The organism is Halomonas sp. PGE1 (assembly GCF_013000985.1).
Classification (GTDB): Bacteria; Pseudomonadota; Gammaproteobacteria; order Pseudomonadales; family Halomonadaceae; genus Halomonas; species Halomonas alkalicola.
Window position 1 is genome coordinate 18,207 of the sequence record NZ_CP053032.1, and the last position, 16,590, is coordinate 34,796.

The window sequence follows — 16,590 nt, forward strand, 5'->3', positions numbered from 1 at the left end:
CCCCTCGCTTGCCAACAACAACAAGCCCCGCGAGGCACCGGAAGCTCAGGACGCGACGCATCAGTACGGCCAACAACAAGAACAATCGCCGTCGAAGATGCACCCCCGGCAACAACACCAACAAGCCGGGGGGAGGCAGATCAGCTGCCGTCGTGGTTGGATTATTGTTTTGAATACGAGGCGGTTACCACCAGGAGCGCCAACAAGGACAACAACACAGCTAGCCTGTTCTTCTCCTTGGTGACTGCGGTGCGTATTCAAGGCGATGTGCCATCACGAAGAAGAACCAGCAGCAGGACGCTGCAAGACCACTTGAGGGGGAGGCCAGCCGGCCTCCCCCTTCTATTTGGCCGGACGCGGTGGGGCGCCAGGCACCGGGCCACACCGCCACCATGCTATGCAAGGTCCCGGGGGTCGGCTACACTCGGACGCTTTAGCACCCTTTTTTTCGCACTGCGAGTCGATATCGACGCATGTTCAAAGGATTTACCCGCTTCCTGCAGAGCCCGGGCGAACGCCTGAAGTCCCTCTTCGGCCCCGACAGCAGCGCCGGCCCAACCGAGCCGCGCGTCATTCCCCGCCAGGAGCACCCGGTGTCGCGCCAGCACTTCAGCGATGCCGCCCTCAAGGTGCTCTACCGGCTGCACAACGCCGGCTACCAGGCCTACCTGGTGGGCGGCTGCATTCGCGACTCGCTGCTTGGGCGCATGCCCAAGGACTTCGACGTGGCCACCGACGCCACGCCGGAAGAGGTCAAGGAGCTGTTTCGCAACTCGCGTATCATCGGGCGGCGCTTCCGCATCGTGCACGTGCGCTTCGGCCGCGAAGTGATCGAGGTGACCACCTTCCGCGGCAAGCCCGGCGATGACCATGGCGACCATATCGCCCAGCAGTCCGACGAGGGACTGCTGCTGCGCGACAACGTCTGGGGCAATATCCAGGAAGATGCCCTGCGCCGCGACTTCACCATCAATGCGCTCTACTACAGCATCGCCGACTTCTCGATCCACGATTTCGCCAATGGCGTGCGTGACATCGAGGCGCGCACCCTGCGCCTGATCGGCGACCCGGCCACGCGCTACCGCGAGGATCCGGTACGCATGCTGCGGGCGGTGCGCTTCGCCGCCAAGCTCGACTTCCACCTGGATGCCGCCACCGAGGCACCGATCCGCGAGCTCGCCCCGCTGCTGCTGCAGATTCCGCCGGCCCGGCTGTTCGACGAGATCCTCAAGCTGTTCATGTCCGGGCATGGCGTGGAGACCTTCCGGCTGCTGCGCGACTATGGCCTGTTCGAGATGCTCTTCCCGGCGGCCGCCGAGGCCATGGACGCCCTGCCCTGGGCCGAGCCCCTGGTGGAGGCCGCCCTGGCCAGCACCGACCGGCGCATCGCCGAGGAGCGCCCGGTCACCCCGGCGTTCCTGTTCGCCGCGCTGCTCTGGGGGCCGGTGGTGCTGCGCCAGGCCGAGCAGGAGGCCAATGGGCTGCCCCCCATCCCGGCGCTGCAGGCAGCCTCCCAGCAGGTGGTCTCCCACCAGTTGCAGCACATCTCGATCCCCAAGCGCTTCAGCCTGCCGATGCGTGACATCTGGGACCTGCAGCAGCGCCTGCCGCTGCGTCGCGGACGTCGCGTCTACCAGACCCGTGAGCACCCCCGCTTCCGAGCCGCCTACGACCTGCTGCTGCTGCGCGAGGCCGCCGGAGAGCTCGAGCCCGGCCTCGGCGACTGGTGGACCGCCTTCCAGCAGGCCGACGAGCATGAGCAGCGCCGCCTGCTCGACAAGGTGGGCGCCAACCCCGCCGGCAGCGGCGCCCCGCGCAAGCGCAAGCGTCGCCGTCGCGGCCCGCGCGGCGGAAACGGCGGCGACAGCGGCAACGCATGAACCCACACCGCGCCTGGATCGGCCTGGGCAGCAACCTGGACGATCCGCGCCGGCACGTCGAGCAGGCCCTCGTGGAGCTCGACCGCCTGCCGCTGACCCGCCGCCTGGCCGCCTCCCGCCTCTATGCCAGCCGGCCGCTCGGCCCCCAGGATCAGCCCGACTTCATCAACGCCGTGGCACTGCTGGAGACCCATCTCTCGCCGCTGGCGCTGCTCGACCAGCTGCAGGCGCTTGAGCAGCGCCACCGCCGGGTCCGTGCGCGCCGCTGGGGCCCCCGCACCCTGGACCTGGATCTGCTACTGTTCGATGACAGCATGCTGGCCCTGCCACGTCTCGTCGTGCCCCATCCCGAACTGAGGCAGCGCGCCTTCGTGGTGATGCCGCTGCTGGAACTCGCGCCTCAGCTCGTGCTGCCGAATGGCGAGCGCCTGGCGGCAGCGGCCGAAGGCCTGACACCGCTGTTACCGCCGACCTGATCTCGCCGGGGAAGTGTTACCTATCGACACGCCCTGGCGGTTCGGGTAACAATCGCAGGTTACTTTCAGCACAGTTACCGGCAGGAGACGCCCTCACCTTGCGCCCCCTGCTGCCACAACGATGAGAGCACGCCATGAAAACCGTCACCCTCAGCACGCTGCAGGCCTTCAAGCGCGCCGGTGAGTCATTCAGCTGCCTGACCGCCTATGACGCCTCCTTTGCCCGGGCCGCCAGCGACGCCGGCATCGAGGTGCTGCTGGTCGGCGACTCCTTAGGGATGGTCCTGCAGGGGCACGCCAGCACCCTGCCGGTGACGCTCGAGGAGATCTGCTACCACACCCGCTGCGTGGCCCGCGGCAAGGGCGCGAGCCTGCTGATGGTCGACCTGCCCTTCATGGGCAATGCCAGCACCGAGCGCCTGCTGGAGAATGCCGGCGAGCTGATGCGCGCCGGCGCCGAGCTGGTCAAGGTCGAGGGCGAGGCGTGGATGGCCGAGGGCATCCGCGAGCTGACCCGCCGCGGCGTGCCGGTGTGCGCCCACCTGGGCCTCACCCCGCAGACGGTCTACCAGCTGGGCGGCTACAAGGTGCAGGGCCGCGAGGCCGAGCGCGCCACCCAGATCCTCGAGGACGCCCGCACCCTGGTCGAGGCCGGCGCCTCGGTCATCCTGCTGGAGTGCGTGCCGGCGAGCCTCGGTCGCGCCATCACCGAGGCACTCGACGTTCCGGTGATCGGCATCGGTGCCGGCCCCGACACCGACGGCCAGATACTGGTGATGCACGACATGCTCGACGTCACCGCCGGCCGCAAGCCGCGCTTCGTCAAGAACTTCATGGCCGAGGCCGACAACGTCCAGGGCGCCTTCCGGCGCTACCACGAGGACGTCAAGGCCCGGCGCTTCCCCGCCGAGGAACACTGCTTCTAGCTGGAGCCCGCAATGCGCACCCTCAGAGAGATCCCCGCCCTGCGCGAGGCGCTGGCGGACGTTCGCCGTCGCGGCGAGCGCATCGCCCTGGTGCCCACCATGGGCAATCTGCACGACGGCCACCTGGCGCTGGTCGCCGCAGCCCGCGAGCGTGCCGACGTGGTGATCGCCACGATCTTCGTCAACCCCATGCAGTTCGGCCCGAACGAGGACCTCGACGCCTACCCGCGCACCCTCGAGGCGGATCAGGCGGGGCTCGAGGCGGCCGGCTGCGATCTGCTGTTTGCCCCGGAGGTGAGCACGGTCTACCCGCGCCCCCTGGAGGCGCAGACCCGCATCGCGGTCCCCGAGGTCACCGAGGGGCTGTGCGGTGGCTCGCGCCCCGGCCATTTCGACGGCGTCACCACCATCGTCGGCATGCTCTTCAACCTGGTGCAGCCCGATATCGCCTGCTTCGGCGAGAAGGACTACCAGCAGCTGGCGGTGATCCGCCGCATGGTGGCCGACCTGCACTTCCCCATCGAGATCGTCGGCGTGCCCATCGTGCGCGCCGAGGACGGCCTCGCGCTCTCTTCGCGCAACGGCTACCTGAGCGCCGAGCAGCGCGCGGTGGCCCCGCGGCTCTACCAGACCCTGGGCGAGCTGCGCGAGGCCCTGGAGGCCGGCGAGGCGACCGGGCCGACCCTGGCGCGCGGCTACGCCCGCCTGCAGCAGGCCGGCTTCGCGCCGGACTATCTCGAGCTGCGTGCCGCCGACCTGGGCCCCGTCACGCCCACCACCCGCGAGGCCGTGCTGCTGGCGGCCGCCCGGCTCGGCGCCACGCGCTTGATCGACAACCTGACCCTGACCCTGCCGCGCTGAGGCAGCCTACCCGGAGGACCCCACGTCCATGTTCACCATCATGCTCAAGGCCAAGCTGCATATGGCCCGCGTTACCCATGCCGTGCTCAACTACGAGGGCTCCTGCGCCATCGACGGCGAGCTCCTCGACATGTCCGGCATCCGCGAGAATGAGCAGATCCAGATCTACAACGTCGAGAATGGGCAGCGCTTCACCACCTACGCCATTCGCGCCGAGGAGGGCTCCCGGGTGATCTCCATCAACGGCGCCGCCGCCCACCTGGCCGGCCCCGGCGACCGCGTGATCATCTGCAGCTACGCCCACTACAGCGAAGCGGAGCTCGAGAACCACCAGCCAGCGCTGGTCTACCTGCAGGAAGGCAACACGGTCAGCCATACCAGCCACGCCATCCCGGTACAGATGGCCTGATCAGGCCCCAGGGCCGCGGCCGGCAACCACGCCGGCCGCCCCGCCCGCCCCCGGACGCCATTCACCGGTGTTCCACCCCCTCCTCGCTCCGCGCTTTCTCCCCCTGCGCCCATGGAAGCATTGCCGCGGCGCACAAGAGTCACCTATGCTGGACTGACCCGGCCCTGCCCCGTTGCTGAGCGGCACGGCCGCAAGCCCGTCGTCTACCATTCAGGAGAACTCTCCCATGCAAGAAGTGGTGATCGTTGCCGCACGTCGTACCGCCATCGGCGCCTTTGGCGGCTCCCTGGCCGGCATTCCCGCCAGCGACCTGGGCGCCTTGGTGATCAAGGACCTGCTCGCCACCACCGGCGTGTCCGGCGACCAGGTGGACGAGGTGCTGATGGGCCAGGTGCTCACCGCAGGCGTCGGCCAGAACCCCGCCCGCCAGGCCGCCATCAAGGCCGGCCTACCCGATGCCGTGCCCGCCATGACCATCAACAAGGTGTGCGGCTCCGGCCTCAAGGCGCTGCACCTCGCCGCCCAGGCGATCCGCTGCGGCGACGCCGAGCTGATCATCGCCGGCGGCCAGGAGAACATGTCCGCCTCGCCCCACGTGCTGCCCAACTCGCGCAACGGCCAGCGCATGGGTGACTGGAAGGCCGTGGACACCATGGTCCATGACGGCCTGTGGGACGCCTTCAACAACTACCACATGGGCATCACCGCCGAGAACCTGGCCGAGAAGTACGCCATCACCCGCGAGGCGATGGACGAGTTCGCCGCCGCCTCCCAGCAGAAGGCCTCTGCGGCCATCCGCGACGGCAAGTTCAAGGGCCAGATCGTCCCGGTGGAGATCCCCCAGCGCAAGGGCGACCCGGTGGTGTTCGACACCGATGAGAACCCCCGCGAGGTGAGCGCCGAGAAGCTCGGCGGCATGCGTCCTGCCTTCAAGAAGGACGGCACCATCACCGCCGGCAACGCTTCCTCCCTCAACGACGGCGCCGCCGCGGTGATGCTCTGCTCCGCCGAGAAGGCCAAGGCGCTGGGCCTCACGCCCCTGGCGCGCATCGCCGCCTACTCCAACGCCGGCGTCGACCCGGCCATCATGGGCATCGGCCCGGCCCCGGCCACCCGTCGCTGCCTGGAGAAGGCCGGCTGGAGCCTGGACGACCTCGACCTGGTCGAGGCCAACGAGGCCTTCGCCGCCCAGGCCCTCTCCGTCAACAAGGAGCTCGGCTGGGACGTCAGCAAGGTCAACGTCAACGGCGGCGCCATCGCGCTGGGCCACCCGATCGGCGCCTCCGGCTGCCGCGTGCTGGTGACCCTGCTGCACGAGATGATCGCCCGCGACGCCAAGAAGGGCCTCGCCACCCTCTGCATCGGCGGCGGTCAGGGCGTGGCGCTCGCCATCGAGCGCTAAGCCGCGGACCAAAAAGAAACCGCCCCCGCAGCATGGCTGCGGGGGCGGTTTTCGTTGCGGCTGGGCGCTTGGCGCTTAGAGCGCGGGCTCGGCGGCTGCCTCGGCCTCGAAGGCCGCCTTCTCTTCCGGGGTGATCTCCTTGATGGTGAGCTTCACCCGGTTGCGGTTGTCGATGTCGAGCACCTTGACCACCACCTCGTCACCCTCGTTGAGGAAGTCACGCACGTCGTTGACCCGCTCCGGCACGATCTGGGAGATGTGCACCAGACCGTCGGTGCCCGGCATGATGTTGACGAAGGCGCCGAAGTCGGCGATGCGTACCACCTTGCCCAGGTAGAGCTTGCCGATCTCCGCCTCGGCGGTGATCGCCAGCACGGTGTCGATGGCCGCCTTGGCCGCCTTCTTGTCCTCGGCATAGATACGCACGGTACCGTCGTCGTCCAGGTCGATGGAGGCGCCGGTATCCTCGCAGATCTTGCGGATGGTGGAGCCGCCCTTGCCGATGACGTCGCGGATCTTCTCCGGGTCGATCTTGATGGTCGCCATGGAGGGGGCATTCTCGGAGACCTCGGTGCGGCTCTGGCCGATCACCGCATTCATCTGCTCGAGGATGTTGAGGCGCGCCTCCAGAGCCTGCTGCAGCGCCTGCTCCATGATCTCCTCGTTGATGCCCTCGATCTTGATGTCCATCTGCAGGGCGGTCACGCCCTCGGAGGAACCGGCCACCTTGAAGTCCATATCGCCGAGGTGATCCTCGTCACCCAGGATGTCGGTCAGCACGGCGAAGCCGTCGTCATCCTTCACCAGGCCCATGGCGATACCGGCCACCGGGGCCTTCATCGGGACGCCGGCGTCCATCAGCGCCAGTGACGCACCGCACACCGAGGCCATGGAGCTGGAGCCGTTGGACTCGGTGATCTCGGAGACCACGCGGATGGTGTAGGGGAACTCGGCATCGTCGGGCAGCATGGCCTGCACACCGCGACGCGCCAGGCGGCCGTGGCCGATCTCGCGACGCTTGGGACCGCCCATGAAGCCGGCCTCGCCCACGCTGTAGGGAGGGAAGTTGTAGTGCAGCAGGAAGCGGTCCTTGCGCTCGCCCTCCAGCGACTCGATCAGCTGGGAGTCGCGCAGGGTGCCGAGGGTCGCCACCACGATGGCCTGGGTCTCGCCGCGGGTGAAGATGGCCGAGCCATGGGTCTTGGGCAGGGTGCCCACCTCGATGGCCAGCGGACGCACGGTCCTGTGATCGCGGCCGTCGATGCGCGGCTCGCCCTTGACCACGCGATGGCGCACCACGCGCTTCTCCAGGCCGGAGAAGGCCCCCTTGACCTCGTCGACGGCGAACTTGCCTTCCTCTTCGCCGGCGAGCTGGGCGACGGCCTGCTCCTTGAGGGCGGAGAGGGCATCCTGGCGCGCCATCTTGTCGGTGATGCGGTAGGCCTCGCCCACCTTGGCCTCGAACGCGGAGGCCAGGGCGGCCTTGAGCTCGGTGTTCTCCGCCGGTGCCTGCCACTCCCACTTCGGCTTGCCCGCCTCGGCAACCAGCTCGTTGATGGCCTGGATGGCCACCTGCATCTCCATGTGGCCGTAGAGCACGGCGCCCAGCATCTCGTCCTCGAGCAGCTCCTTGGCCTCGGACTCCACCATCAGCACCGCCTTCTCGGTACCGGCCACCACCATGTCGAGCTCGGAGGTGGTCAGCTCCTCGACGGTGGGATTGAGGAAGTAGCCCTTCTCCTCGTTGAAGCCGACGCGGGCCGCGCCAATGGGACCGCTGAAGGGCACGCCGGAGATGGCCAGGGCCGCAGAGGTGCCGAGCAGCGCCGCGATATCCGGATCATGGTTGCGGTCGGTGGAGAGCACCGTGCAGACGACCTGCACCTCGTTCATGAAGCCCTTGGGGAAGAGCGGGCGGATCGGGCGATCGATCAGCCGCGAGGTGAGGGTCTCCTTCTCGGTGGGACGCCCCTCGCGCTTGAAGAAGCCGCCGGGGATCTTGCCGACCGCGTAGGTCTTCTCCTGATAGTGGACGGAGAGCGGGAAGAACGGTTGGCTCGGATTGGCGTCCTTGCGCGCCACCACGGTGCAGAGCACCACGGTGTCGTCCATGGTGACCATGACGGCACCGGTGGCCTGGCGGGCGATGCGCCCGGTTTCCAGGGTGACGGTGCTGCGACCGTACTGAAATGTCTTCTTGACCGGATTCACGGCGACTTCCTTCCTATCTACTTTTCTGTGTTGGGGTCGTTTTGACTCGGCGACCATTTTAGGGGTTGACGCGCCCCGCGGCCACCGGATGGCGACATTTCCTCGGCCCCTCCCAACTACCCACCCCTGGCGCCCCTGCTCAAACGCTAAAGAAACAAAACGGGTAGCCCCCGAAGGAAGCTACCCGTTTGAAGAAAAGGAGGATTTCGCGTTGCGAGCGATGAGAGGCTGGTTGCCGCCGGAGCGCAGGAACCGGAGTGTAGCTCGCTACATGAGGATTCCGAGCACCGCCGGCAGCCAGGATATCGAGCGCAGCAGCGAAATACCCTTTTCTTAGCGGCGCAGGCCGAGACGCTGGATCAGTGCCTGATAGCGCTCGAAGTCCTTGCGCTTCAGGTAGTCAAGCAGCTTGCGGCGCTGGTTGACCATGCGGATCAGGCCACGACGGGAGTGGTGATCCTGCTTGTTGGTCTTGAAGTGGTCCTGCAGGCCATCGATGTTGGCGCTCAGCAGGGCTACCTGCACTTCGGGGGAACCGGTGTCGTTCTCGCCGCGACCAAATTCGCTGACGATTGCGGACTTCTGCTCGGCTGTCAGTGCCATCTGTCTCTCCAGTAAGCAATATGCCTGAATGATGAGTGTGTGAGACCACGCATATTTGCAGTCTCGGGCGTTTCTCCCTTCAATCGGCCGCGGTGCTCAGCAGCCGTTTCGGCGCCACCTCCTGTGGCGCCGTTACCGCGCCGAGGCCCAGGAAGGCCCCGTCGCAGTAGAGTCTTGCCGTCTCGCCGGTGGCGATGCCCGAGGCATCGACACGAGCCGCCTGACCCAGGGTCAGGCGAGCGGCCGCCGAGGCGTCCAGCTCGAGTCGCGGCAGGTGCGCGACCAGCACGTCGACGGGCAGCAACGTCGCCTCGCGGGCAGCCTGATCGGGCAGCGCCTCCAGGGCCTCGAGGGTCAGCATGCCCTGCGCGGTGAAGGGGCCGGTCGCCAGGCGCCGCAGCGCGCTGATATGCGCGCCGGTGCCCAGGGCCCGACCGATGTCCTCGGCCAGGGTGCGCACATAGGTGCCCTTGCTGACCTTCACCTCGAGCTCGAAGGCCTCGCCCTCGAAGGCGAGAAGCCGGGCATCATACACCGTCACGCGCCGCGCTGCACGCTCGATCGTCTTGCCCTCGCGGGCCAGCTCATAGAGCTTGCGCCCCTGATGCTTGAGCGCCGAGTACATCGGCGGCACCTGCTCGATCTCGCCGTGGAAGCGCTCGAGCACGCCCTCCACGTCGGCCGCGGTGAGCGGCGGCACCGCACAGCGTTCGACCACCTCGCCCTCGGCGTCGCCGGTGTCGGTCACCGCGCCCAGTTCGACCCGGGTGCGGTAGACCTTGTCGGCGGCCAGCAGGTGGGCGGAAAATTTGGTCGCCTCACCGAAGCAGACCGGCAGCAGCCCGGTGGCCATGGGGTCCAGGGTGCCGGTATGACCGGCCTTCTGGGCCTGGAACAGCCGCCGGGCACGCTGCAGGGCGTGGTTGCTGGAGAGGCCCTTGGGCTTGTCCAGCAGCAGCACCCCGTTGACCGGCAGGCCGCGACGCCGACGTGCCATCAGTCGCGCCCGCTGTCGCTGCCGGGCTGACCCTCGCCGCTCGACTCGGCGCCCTCGTCGCCGCTCTCCTCGCCACTGCGGGAGCGGTCGCTGGCGACCGCCTCCTGGATCAGCGAGGAGAGCCGCTGGCCCCGCACCACGCTCTCGTCGTAGTGGAAGCGCAGCTCCGGCACGTGGCGCAGCTTGATGCGCCGCGCGACCTGGCCACGCAGGAAACCCGCGGCCTGCTTGAGAACCTTGAGGTTCTCCTTGATCCGCTCCGGGGTGTCCTCGCCCAGCAGGGTCACGTGGACGTCGGCGTAGCCGAGGTCACGGCTGACCTCGACGCCGCTGACCGTCACCATGCCCAGGCGCGGGTCCTTGACCTCGCGCTGGATGAGTACCGCCAGCTCCTTCTGGAGCTGGTCGGCCACCCGGTCGGTTCGCTTGAACTCGCGCATGAACGACTCCTCGAGCCCTTAGAGGGTCCGCTCGACCTTGACCTGATCGAAGACCTCGATCTTGTCGCCGACCTGGACATCGTTGTAGTTCTTCACGCCGATGCCGCACTCCATGCCGTTGCGCACTTCCTGGACGTCGTCCTTGAAGCGGCGCAGCGACTCGAGCTCGCCCTCGTAGATCACCACGTTGTCGCGCAGCACGCGGATCTTCTTGTTACGGAAGACGCTGCCCTCGACCACCATGCAGCCGGCCACGGCGCCGATCTTGGGCGCGCGGAAGACGTCACGGACCTCGGCCACGCCGACGATCTCTTCCTTCCACTCCGGCGCCAGCATGCCGCTCATCGCCTGCTTGACCTCGTCGATCAGCTGGTAGATGACGCTGTAGTAGCGCAGATCCAGGCCTTCACGCTCGATGATCTCGCGGGCCGCGGCGTCGGCACGCACGTTGAAGCCGACCACGATGGCCTCGGAGGCCAGCGCCAGGTTGGCGTCGGTGCCGGTGATGCCGCCCACCCCGGAGGAGACCACGGCCACCTGCACCTCGTCGGTGGAGAGCTCTTCCAGCGCGCCCTTGATCGCTTCCAGGGAGCCCTGAACGTCGGCCTTGAGCACGATGTTGACCTTGGCAACCTCGTCCTGGCCCATCTGGCTGAACATGTTCTCCAGCTTGGCCTTCTGCTGGCGAGCCAGGCGCACCTCGCGGTACTTGCCCTGACGGAAGTTGGCGACCTCGCGGGCCTTCTTCTCGTCGGCCACCACCATGAAGTCGTCACCGGCGTCCGGGGTGCCGTCGAGGCCCTGGATCTCCACGGGCATCGAGGGACCGGCCGTGTCGACCTGCTGGCCCAGCTCGTTGGTCAGCGCGCGCACGCGCCCGTAGTGCAGGCCGGCCAGCACGATGTCGCCCTTCTTCAGGGTACCGTTCTGGACCAGCACGGTGGCCACCGGGCCGCGGCCCTTGTCCAGGCGCGACTCGACCACCACGCCCTTGCCGGGCGCTGCCGGCACGGCCTTGAGCTCGAGCACCTCGGAGACCAGCTGGATCGCCTCCAGCAGGTCCTCGATGCCTTCACCGCTCTTGGCCGAGACGTGGACGAACTGGGTGTCGCCGCCCCACTCCTCGGAGATCACGCCGTGCTGTGAAAGCTCGTTCTTGACCCGATCCGGATCGGCCGCCGGCTTGTCGATCTTGTTGACCGCCACCACCATGGGCACATCGGCCGCCTTGGAGTGCTCGATCGCCTCGATGGTCTGGGGCATCACGCCGTCGTCGGCGGCCACCACCAGGATGACCACGTCGGTGGCCTTGGCGCCACGGGCACGCATGGCGGTGAACGCCGCGTGGCCGGGGGTATCCAGGAAGGTCACGCCACCGTGCTCGTCCTCGACGTGGTAGGCGCCGATGTGCTGGGTGATACCGCCGGCTTCACCGGTGGCCACCTTGGCCTTGCGGATATAGTCGAGCAGCGAGGTCTTGCCGTGGTCGACGTGGCCCATCACGGTGACCACCGGCGAGCGGGTGATCTCCTCGCCCTCGTAGGAGATGCCTTCGAGCATTTCGGTCTCGAGGGCATCGTCCTTGATCAGCTTGGGCTTGTGGCCCATCTCCTCGACCACGATGGCCGCGGTGTCCTGATCGATGGTCTGGTTGATGGTCACCGCCGCGCCCATGGTGAACATGGCCTTGATGACCTCGTTCGCCTTGATCGACATCTTGTCGGCCAGGTCGGCGACGCTGATCGACTCGGGGATGGAGACCTCGCGGACGATCGGCTGGGTCGGCTTCTGGAAACCGTGCTTGCCGCCCCCCTGAGTGCCACCACGACGGCCGCCGCGGCGCTCGGCGCGCTTGGCCTTCTTGGCACCGCCACGCCGACGCTCGTCGCGATCATCGTCGTCGCGCTCGTGGCGCCCCTTCTTGGCGGCGGCCTTCTTGGGCGGCGCGGTGCGACGGTCGGTACGACCCTCCTTGGGCGGCGCGGGCGGCTCGTCGCCGGCCGGCTGCTCCACCAGCTCGGGCACCGGGATCTGCGGCTCGGCCTCGGCCTTCTCGGCCTCGAGCTTGGCCGCGGCCTCGCGGGCGGCCTCATCGGCGGCGCGGGTCTTGGCGGCTTCGGCCTCGCGGGCCTCCTGCTCGGCCTGGGCCTGCTGGGAGTCGGCCATGTCGCCGACCAGCTGGCGCGGCCCGGTCTCCTCGACCGGCTCCGGCGCGACCTCTTCATCGGCCCGCTTGACGTAGGTACGCTTCTTGCGCACCTGCACCTCGATGGTCTTGCCGCGCTCGCCGGTGTTGATGCGCGTACGCGTCTTGCGCGTCAGGGTGATGCGGTTCTTCGGCGCCGCGGCGCTGGTGCCCCCACCGTGACTCTTGGTGAGGTAGTCCAGCAGCTGGCGCTTGTCCTCTTCGGACACCGCATCGCCTTCGGTCTTGTGGCCGAGACCGGCCTCTTTCATCTGTTCCAGCAGACGAGGCACGTCGCGCCCCACCTTCGCTGCAAAATCCTTAACGGTCATCTCTGACATTACGACCCTCCTGAGCCCGTGACCCCAATTCTTCGCTTCGAATCCTCTCGCCCGGTCTCTGGTTACCGGGCATGGCGCCTGTCACGCCAATCGCCTTCGAGCTATTCGTTTTCAAACCAGGGCGCACGGGCAGTCATGATCAATGCCGCGGCGCGCTCCTCGTCCATCCCCTCGATGTCCAGCAGGTCATCGACGGACTGCTCGGCAAGATCCTCCATGGTGGCGATCCCGCGGCTGGCCAGGATGAAGGCCAGGTGGCGCTCCATGCCGTCCATCTCCAGCAGGTCCTCGGCCGGCTGTGCGCCGTCGAGCTCCTCCTCGGAGGCGATGGCCAGGTTGAGCAGCTCGTCCTTGGCGCGGGCGCGCAGCTCCTCGACGATCTCCTCGTCGAATTCCTCGATCTCGAGCATCTCCTCGACCGGTACGTAGGCGATCTCCTCCAGGGAGGTGAAGCCCTCCTCCACCAGCAGGCGCGCGACGTCATCGTCGATGTCCAGGTGCTGGATGAAGTGCTCGACCAGGCTGTCGATCTCCTGGTCGCGCTTGGCCTCGGCATCCGCCTCGGTCATGACGTTGATCCGCCAGCCGGTCAGCTCGGAGGCCAGGCGCACGTTCTGGCCGCTGCGGCCGATGGCCTGGGCCAGGTTGTCCTCGGCCACCGCAACGTCCATGGCGTGGGCATCCTCGTCCACCAGGATGGAGGCGACGTCCGCCGGCGCCATGGCGTTGATCACCAGCTGGGCGGGGTTGTCGTCCCACAGCACGATGTCGACGCGCTCGTTCTGCAGCTCCGAGGAGACCGCCTGGACGCGGGAGCCGCGCATGCCCACGCAGGCGCCGACCGGATCGATGCGCCGGTCGTTGGTCTTCACGGCGATCTTGGCCCGGGAGCCCGGATCCCGGGCGGCGCCCTTGATCTCGATGAGCTGCTCGGCGATCTCCGGCACCTCGATGCTGAACAGCTCGATGATCAGCTCCGGGCAGGTGCGCGACAGGATCAGCTGGGCGCCGCGCGCCTCGGGATCCACCTTGACCAGCAGGGCGCGCACGCGCTCGTTCATGCGATAGCGCTCGCCGGGGATCATCTCGCTGCGCGGCAGGAACGCCTCGGCGTTCTCGCCCAGGTCGATGATCAGGCCGTCGCGGGTGGTCTTCTTGACGATGCCGGAGACCAGCTCGCCCTCGCGCTCGGCGTAGAGGCGCACCACTTCGGCCCGCTCGGCCTCGCGCACCTTCTGCACGATCACCTGCTTGGCGGTCTGGGCGGCGATGCGGCCGAAGTCGGCGTTCTCGATCTTCTCCTCGACCACATCGCCCAGCGCCAGGGGCGGGTCGCGACGCTCGGCGAAGGAGAGCTTGATCTCGTGGTCGGGGCCATCGAAGTCGTCGTCTTCCACCACCGTCCAGCGGCGGAAGGTCTCGTACTCACCGGTACGACGATCGATATGCACCCGCACGCTGGCCTCTTCATCCTCGAAGCGCTTGCGGGATGCGCTGGCCAGGGCCGCCTCGACGGCCTCGAAGATCACCTCGCGGGGAACTCCCTTCTCGTTGGAGATCGCGTCAACGACCGCCAGAATCTCTTTGCTCATGCCATTGCCTCGCCAGAAAACCTGTCCTCGAGCATCATGCTCATTGCGCCGTGCCGACCGGCAGCCTGATGGTCACGGCTGACCATCGACCGGGTCCTCGAACCTTGGCACCACGTGCGCCTGGTCGATGCTCTCGATCGGAAAGCAGTACTCCTCGCCGTCCATCTGGAGCAGCACCTCATCCCCCTCGACACCGGCCAGCAGGCCCTGGAACTTGCGTCGTCCCTCGAAGGGCACACGCAGCTTCAGCGCCACATCGTGGCCGCGATAGCGGGTGAACTGATCGAGGGTGTAGAGCGGACGGTCCATGCCCGGGGAGGAGACCTCGAGGCGATACTCGCCGCGGATCGGGTCCTCGACGTCGAACACCGCACTTACCTGGCGACTGATGTCGGCGCAGTCGTCCACACTGACGCCATTCTCGTGATCGATGTAGATCACCAGACGGGAGTGCCTGCCCTGGGATTGAAAGTCGATGCCCCACAGCTCGAAACCCATGGCAGTGACCACGGGTTCGATCATTGCGTGCAGGGCTGCATCCTTGATTGCCACGAAAATATCGCTCCTACAGCCGTTGCATCAGGCACCTGGCCGGGAGTCATCAGGAAAGTCAGGTGGCTGATTGGCGTTGCCCGGAACAGCCGCCGGGCGCGCGACGCCCTGCATGCTGCTAACAAAAAGCCCCTTCACAGGAAGGGGCTTTCAGAAGAAACCTGTATACCACTCCGGCAATCTGACCGCCCCTTCTCTTCGAACTTTAGCGCAATGACTGCAATTCGAAAGGCGTCAACCGGAAGATGGTAGCGGGGGCCGGATTTGAACCGACGACCTTCGGGTTATGAGCCCGACGAGCTACCAGACTGCTCCACCCCGCATCAATCTAGGTCGGTGATTCTACGCATCACCGCGACTTACGTCAAGGGATGCTCACCGCTATGCCAATCCTGCTGTCTGAAGGACCGCCTGTGCGCCCAGGGCGCTGCGGTGAATCAGATGGTGCCGAAGGCGGGACTTGAACCCGCACGACCGTAAGGTCACTACCCCCTCAAGATAGCGTGTCTACCAATTCCACCACTTCGGCATCAGGGGAGGCTGGAAACTGCGAAGCGATCTAGTCGTCGCTTCCCTCCAGCACTGGCGCTGCATTATCCATACCTTGGGCACTGTCGTCAAGGGTCGGAATGCCGCGCTGCTGCTCGATCAGGCGGGAGTCGGGAATCCCAGCCTCCGGCGCCTGGCTCGCCTGGGTGGCATACCAGGCCAGGGTCAGGGAGGTGGCGAAGAACGCCGCCGCCAGCACCGCGGTGCTCTTGGAGAGAAAACCGCCGCTGCCGCGGGAGCCGAACACGGTCTGGGAGGCACCGCCACCGAAGGCGGCGCCGGCTTCGGCGCCCTTGCCCTGCTGCAGCAGGACGAGGACGACCAGGGCGATGGCGATCGCCACGTGGATCATGAGAATGACAACTTGCATGGAATCAACCTGCTGACTGACAGATGGCTAGGAAATCGTCGACCTTGAGCGAGGCACCGCCCACCAGGCCGCCGTCGATATCGGGTTGGGCGAGCAGCTCGGCGGCGTTGCCGGCATTCATGCTCCCCCCGTAGAGCAACCGCAGTCCATCGGCCAGCTCCCGGTCGTAGCTGGCCTGGTAGTCGCGAATACCGGCCATGACCTCCTGGGCCTGCTCCGGCGTGGCGGTGCGACCGGTGCCGATGGCCCACACCGGTTCGTAGGCGATGACCACGCGCGGGCGCTGCTCCGGCTCCAGGCGCGACATCACGAACCCCACCTGGCGCAGCACCACCTCCATGGTGCGGCCGGCATCGCGCTCCTCGAGGGTCTCGCCCACGCAGAGCACCGGCGTCAGGCCGACGCTGAGGGCGGCCAGCAGGCGATCGAAGACCTGCGCATCGCCCTCGCGATAGAGCTGGCGGCGCTCCGAATGCCCGACCAGGGCATAGCGCACGCCGAACTCGCACAGCATGCGTCCGCTGACCTCGCCGGTATGCGCCCCGGAATGCAGCGGATTGAGCGACTGGGCGCCAAGCCGCAGCGGGGTGTCGGCGAAGGCGCGCCGCGCCGCATCCAGGTAGGGGAACGGAGGAAAGATCACGACCTCGATCCCCTCCGGCAGCTCGGCCTCGGCAAAGGCACGACCGAACGCCTCGACCAGATCGGCCGAGCCATTCATCTTCCAGTTGCCGGCAAGCAGCGGGGTACGCATCGACTGTCCTCTTTCAAGGTGGAGCGAAATGGTATAGGAGCG

General features: G+C 67.3%; 15 protein-coding genes and 2 tRNA genes. 6 read left to right on the forward strand and 11 right to left on the reverse strand.

The genetic code is table 11. From position 1 onward, the window contains the following. Nucleotides 1–473 precede the first annotated feature (473 nt). The 6 genes from pcnB (at nucleotide 474) to HIR79_RS00115 (ending at nucleotide 5,954) form a co-directional block, all read left to right on the forward strand. Nucleotides 474–1,880 (forward strand): polynucleotide adenylyltransferase PcnB, encoded by a 1,407-nt coding sequence (gene pcnB / locus HIR79_RS00090; RefSeq protein ID WP_169955865.1) that lies wholly within the window; start codon nucleotides 474–476, stop codon nucleotides 1,878–1,880. Continuing rightward, nucleotides 1,877–2,356, forward strand: coding sequence for a 2-amino-4-hydroxy-6-hydroxymethyldihydropteridine diphosphokinase (gene folK / locus HIR79_RS00095; RefSeq protein WP_169955867.1), 480 nt, complete (start codon nucleotides 1,877–1,879; stop codon nucleotides 2,354–2,356). The genes pcnB and folK overlap by 4 nt, the downstream gene beginning before the upstream one ends. 134 nt (nucleotides 2,357–2,490) lie before the next feature. Further along, on the forward strand, nucleotides 2,491–3,282 hold the full coding sequence (gene panB, locus HIR79_RS00100) for a 3-methyl-2-oxobutanoate hydroxymethyltransferase (RefSeq protein ID WP_169955869.1): 792 nt from the start codon (nucleotides 2,491–2,493) through the stop codon (nucleotides 3,280–3,282). 12 nt (nucleotides 3,283–3,294) lie between these two features. Continuing rightward, nucleotides 3,295–4,143 (forward strand): pantoate--beta-alanine ligase, encoded by an 849-nt coding sequence (gene panC, locus HIR79_RS00105; RefSeq protein WP_119022751.1) that lies wholly within the window; start codon nucleotides 3,295–3,297, stop codon nucleotides 4,141–4,143. A 28-nt stretch (nucleotides 4,144–4,171) separates the two neighbouring features. Then, nucleotides 4,172–4,552 (forward strand): aspartate 1-decarboxylase, encoded by a 381-nt coding sequence (gene panD / locus HIR79_RS00110; RefSeq protein ID WP_110070032.1) that lies wholly within the window; start codon nucleotides 4,172–4,174, stop codon nucleotides 4,550–4,552. Nucleotides 4,553–4,778: 226 nt separating this feature from the next. Next, a complete protein-coding gene (locus HIR79_RS00115) occupies nucleotides 4,779–5,954 on the forward strand; it encodes an acetyl-CoA C-acetyltransferase (protein WP_169955871.1) in 1,176 nt (391 codons plus the stop codon). 75 nt (nucleotides 5,955–6,029) lie between these two features. On the opposite strand, the gene pnp is transcribed toward HIR79_RS00115, so the two are convergent. From pnp to tpiA, 11 genes are all read right to left on the reverse strand, one after another. Further along, a complete protein-coding gene (pnp, locus tag HIR79_RS00120; RefSeq protein ID WP_169955873.1) occupies nucleotides 6,030–8,165 on the reverse strand; it encodes a polyribonucleotide nucleotidyltransferase in 2,136 nt (711 codons plus the stop codon). 333 nt (nucleotides 8,166–8,498) lie between these two features. Continuing rightward, nucleotides 8,499–8,768 (reverse strand): 30S ribosomal protein S15, encoded by a 270-nt coding sequence (rpsO, locus tag HIR79_RS00125; RefSeq protein ID WP_110070029.1) that lies wholly within the window; start codon nucleotides 8,766–8,768, stop codon nucleotides 8,499–8,501. A 79-nt stretch (nucleotides 8,769–8,847) separates the two neighbouring features. Continuing rightward, nucleotides 8,848–9,765 carry a tRNA pseudouridine(55) synthase TruB gene (gene truB / locus HIR79_RS00130; RefSeq protein ID WP_169955875.1) on the reverse strand — a complete coding sequence of 306 codons (918 nt, stop codon included), beginning with the start codon at nucleotides 9,763–9,765 and terminating at the stop codon, nucleotides 8,848–8,850. Further along, nucleotides 9,765–10,205: a 30S ribosome-binding factor RbfA gene (gene rbfA, locus HIR79_RS00135; protein WP_119022755.1), complete on the reverse strand. Its 441-nt coding sequence runs from the start codon at nucleotides 10,203–10,205 to the stop codon at nucleotides 9,765–9,767. The genes truB and rbfA overlap by 1 nt, the downstream gene beginning before the upstream one ends. Nucleotides 10,206–10,223: 18 nt before the next feature. Next, nucleotides 10,224–12,731, reverse strand: a complete 2,508-nt coding sequence (gene infB / locus HIR79_RS00140; protein ID WP_169955877.1) for a translation initiation factor IF-2 — start codon at nucleotides 12,729–12,731, stop codon at nucleotides 10,224–10,226. A gap of 101 nt (nucleotides 12,732–12,832) precedes the next feature. Continuing rightward, nucleotides 12,833–14,323, reverse strand: coding sequence for a transcription termination factor NusA (gene nusA, locus HIR79_RS00145; RefSeq protein ID WP_119022757.1), 1,491 nt, complete (start codon nucleotides 14,321–14,323; stop codon nucleotides 12,833–12,835). A gap of 72 nt (nucleotides 14,324–14,395) precedes the next feature. After that, nucleotides 14,396–14,875 carry a ribosome maturation factor RimP gene (gene rimP, locus HIR79_RS00150; RefSeq protein WP_119022758.1) on the reverse strand — a complete coding sequence of 160 codons (480 nt, stop codon included), beginning with the start codon at nucleotides 14,873–14,875 and terminating at the stop codon, nucleotides 14,396–14,398. 246 nt (nucleotides 14,876–15,121) lie between these two features. After that, nucleotides 15,122–15,198 (reverse strand) — tRNA-Met (locus tag HIR79_RS00155). Between the two features lie 119 nt (nucleotides 15,199–15,317). After that, nucleotides 15,318–15,404, reverse strand: a tRNA-Leu gene (locus HIR79_RS00160). 30 nt (nucleotides 15,405–15,434) lie between these two features. After that, complete coding sequence (gene secG / locus HIR79_RS00165; RefSeq protein ID WP_119022759.1) at nucleotides 15,435–15,794, reverse strand: preprotein translocase subunit SecG; 360 nt, start codon at nucleotides 15,792–15,794, stop codon at nucleotides 15,435–15,437. Nucleotides 15,795–15,798: 4 nt separating this feature from the next. Continuing rightward, a complete protein-coding gene (gene tpiA, locus HIR79_RS00170) occupies nucleotides 15,799–16,548 on the reverse strand; it encodes a triose-phosphate isomerase (protein ID WP_119022760.1) in 750 nt (249 codons plus the stop codon). Between the last annotated feature and the right edge of the window lie 42 nt (nucleotides 16,549–16,590).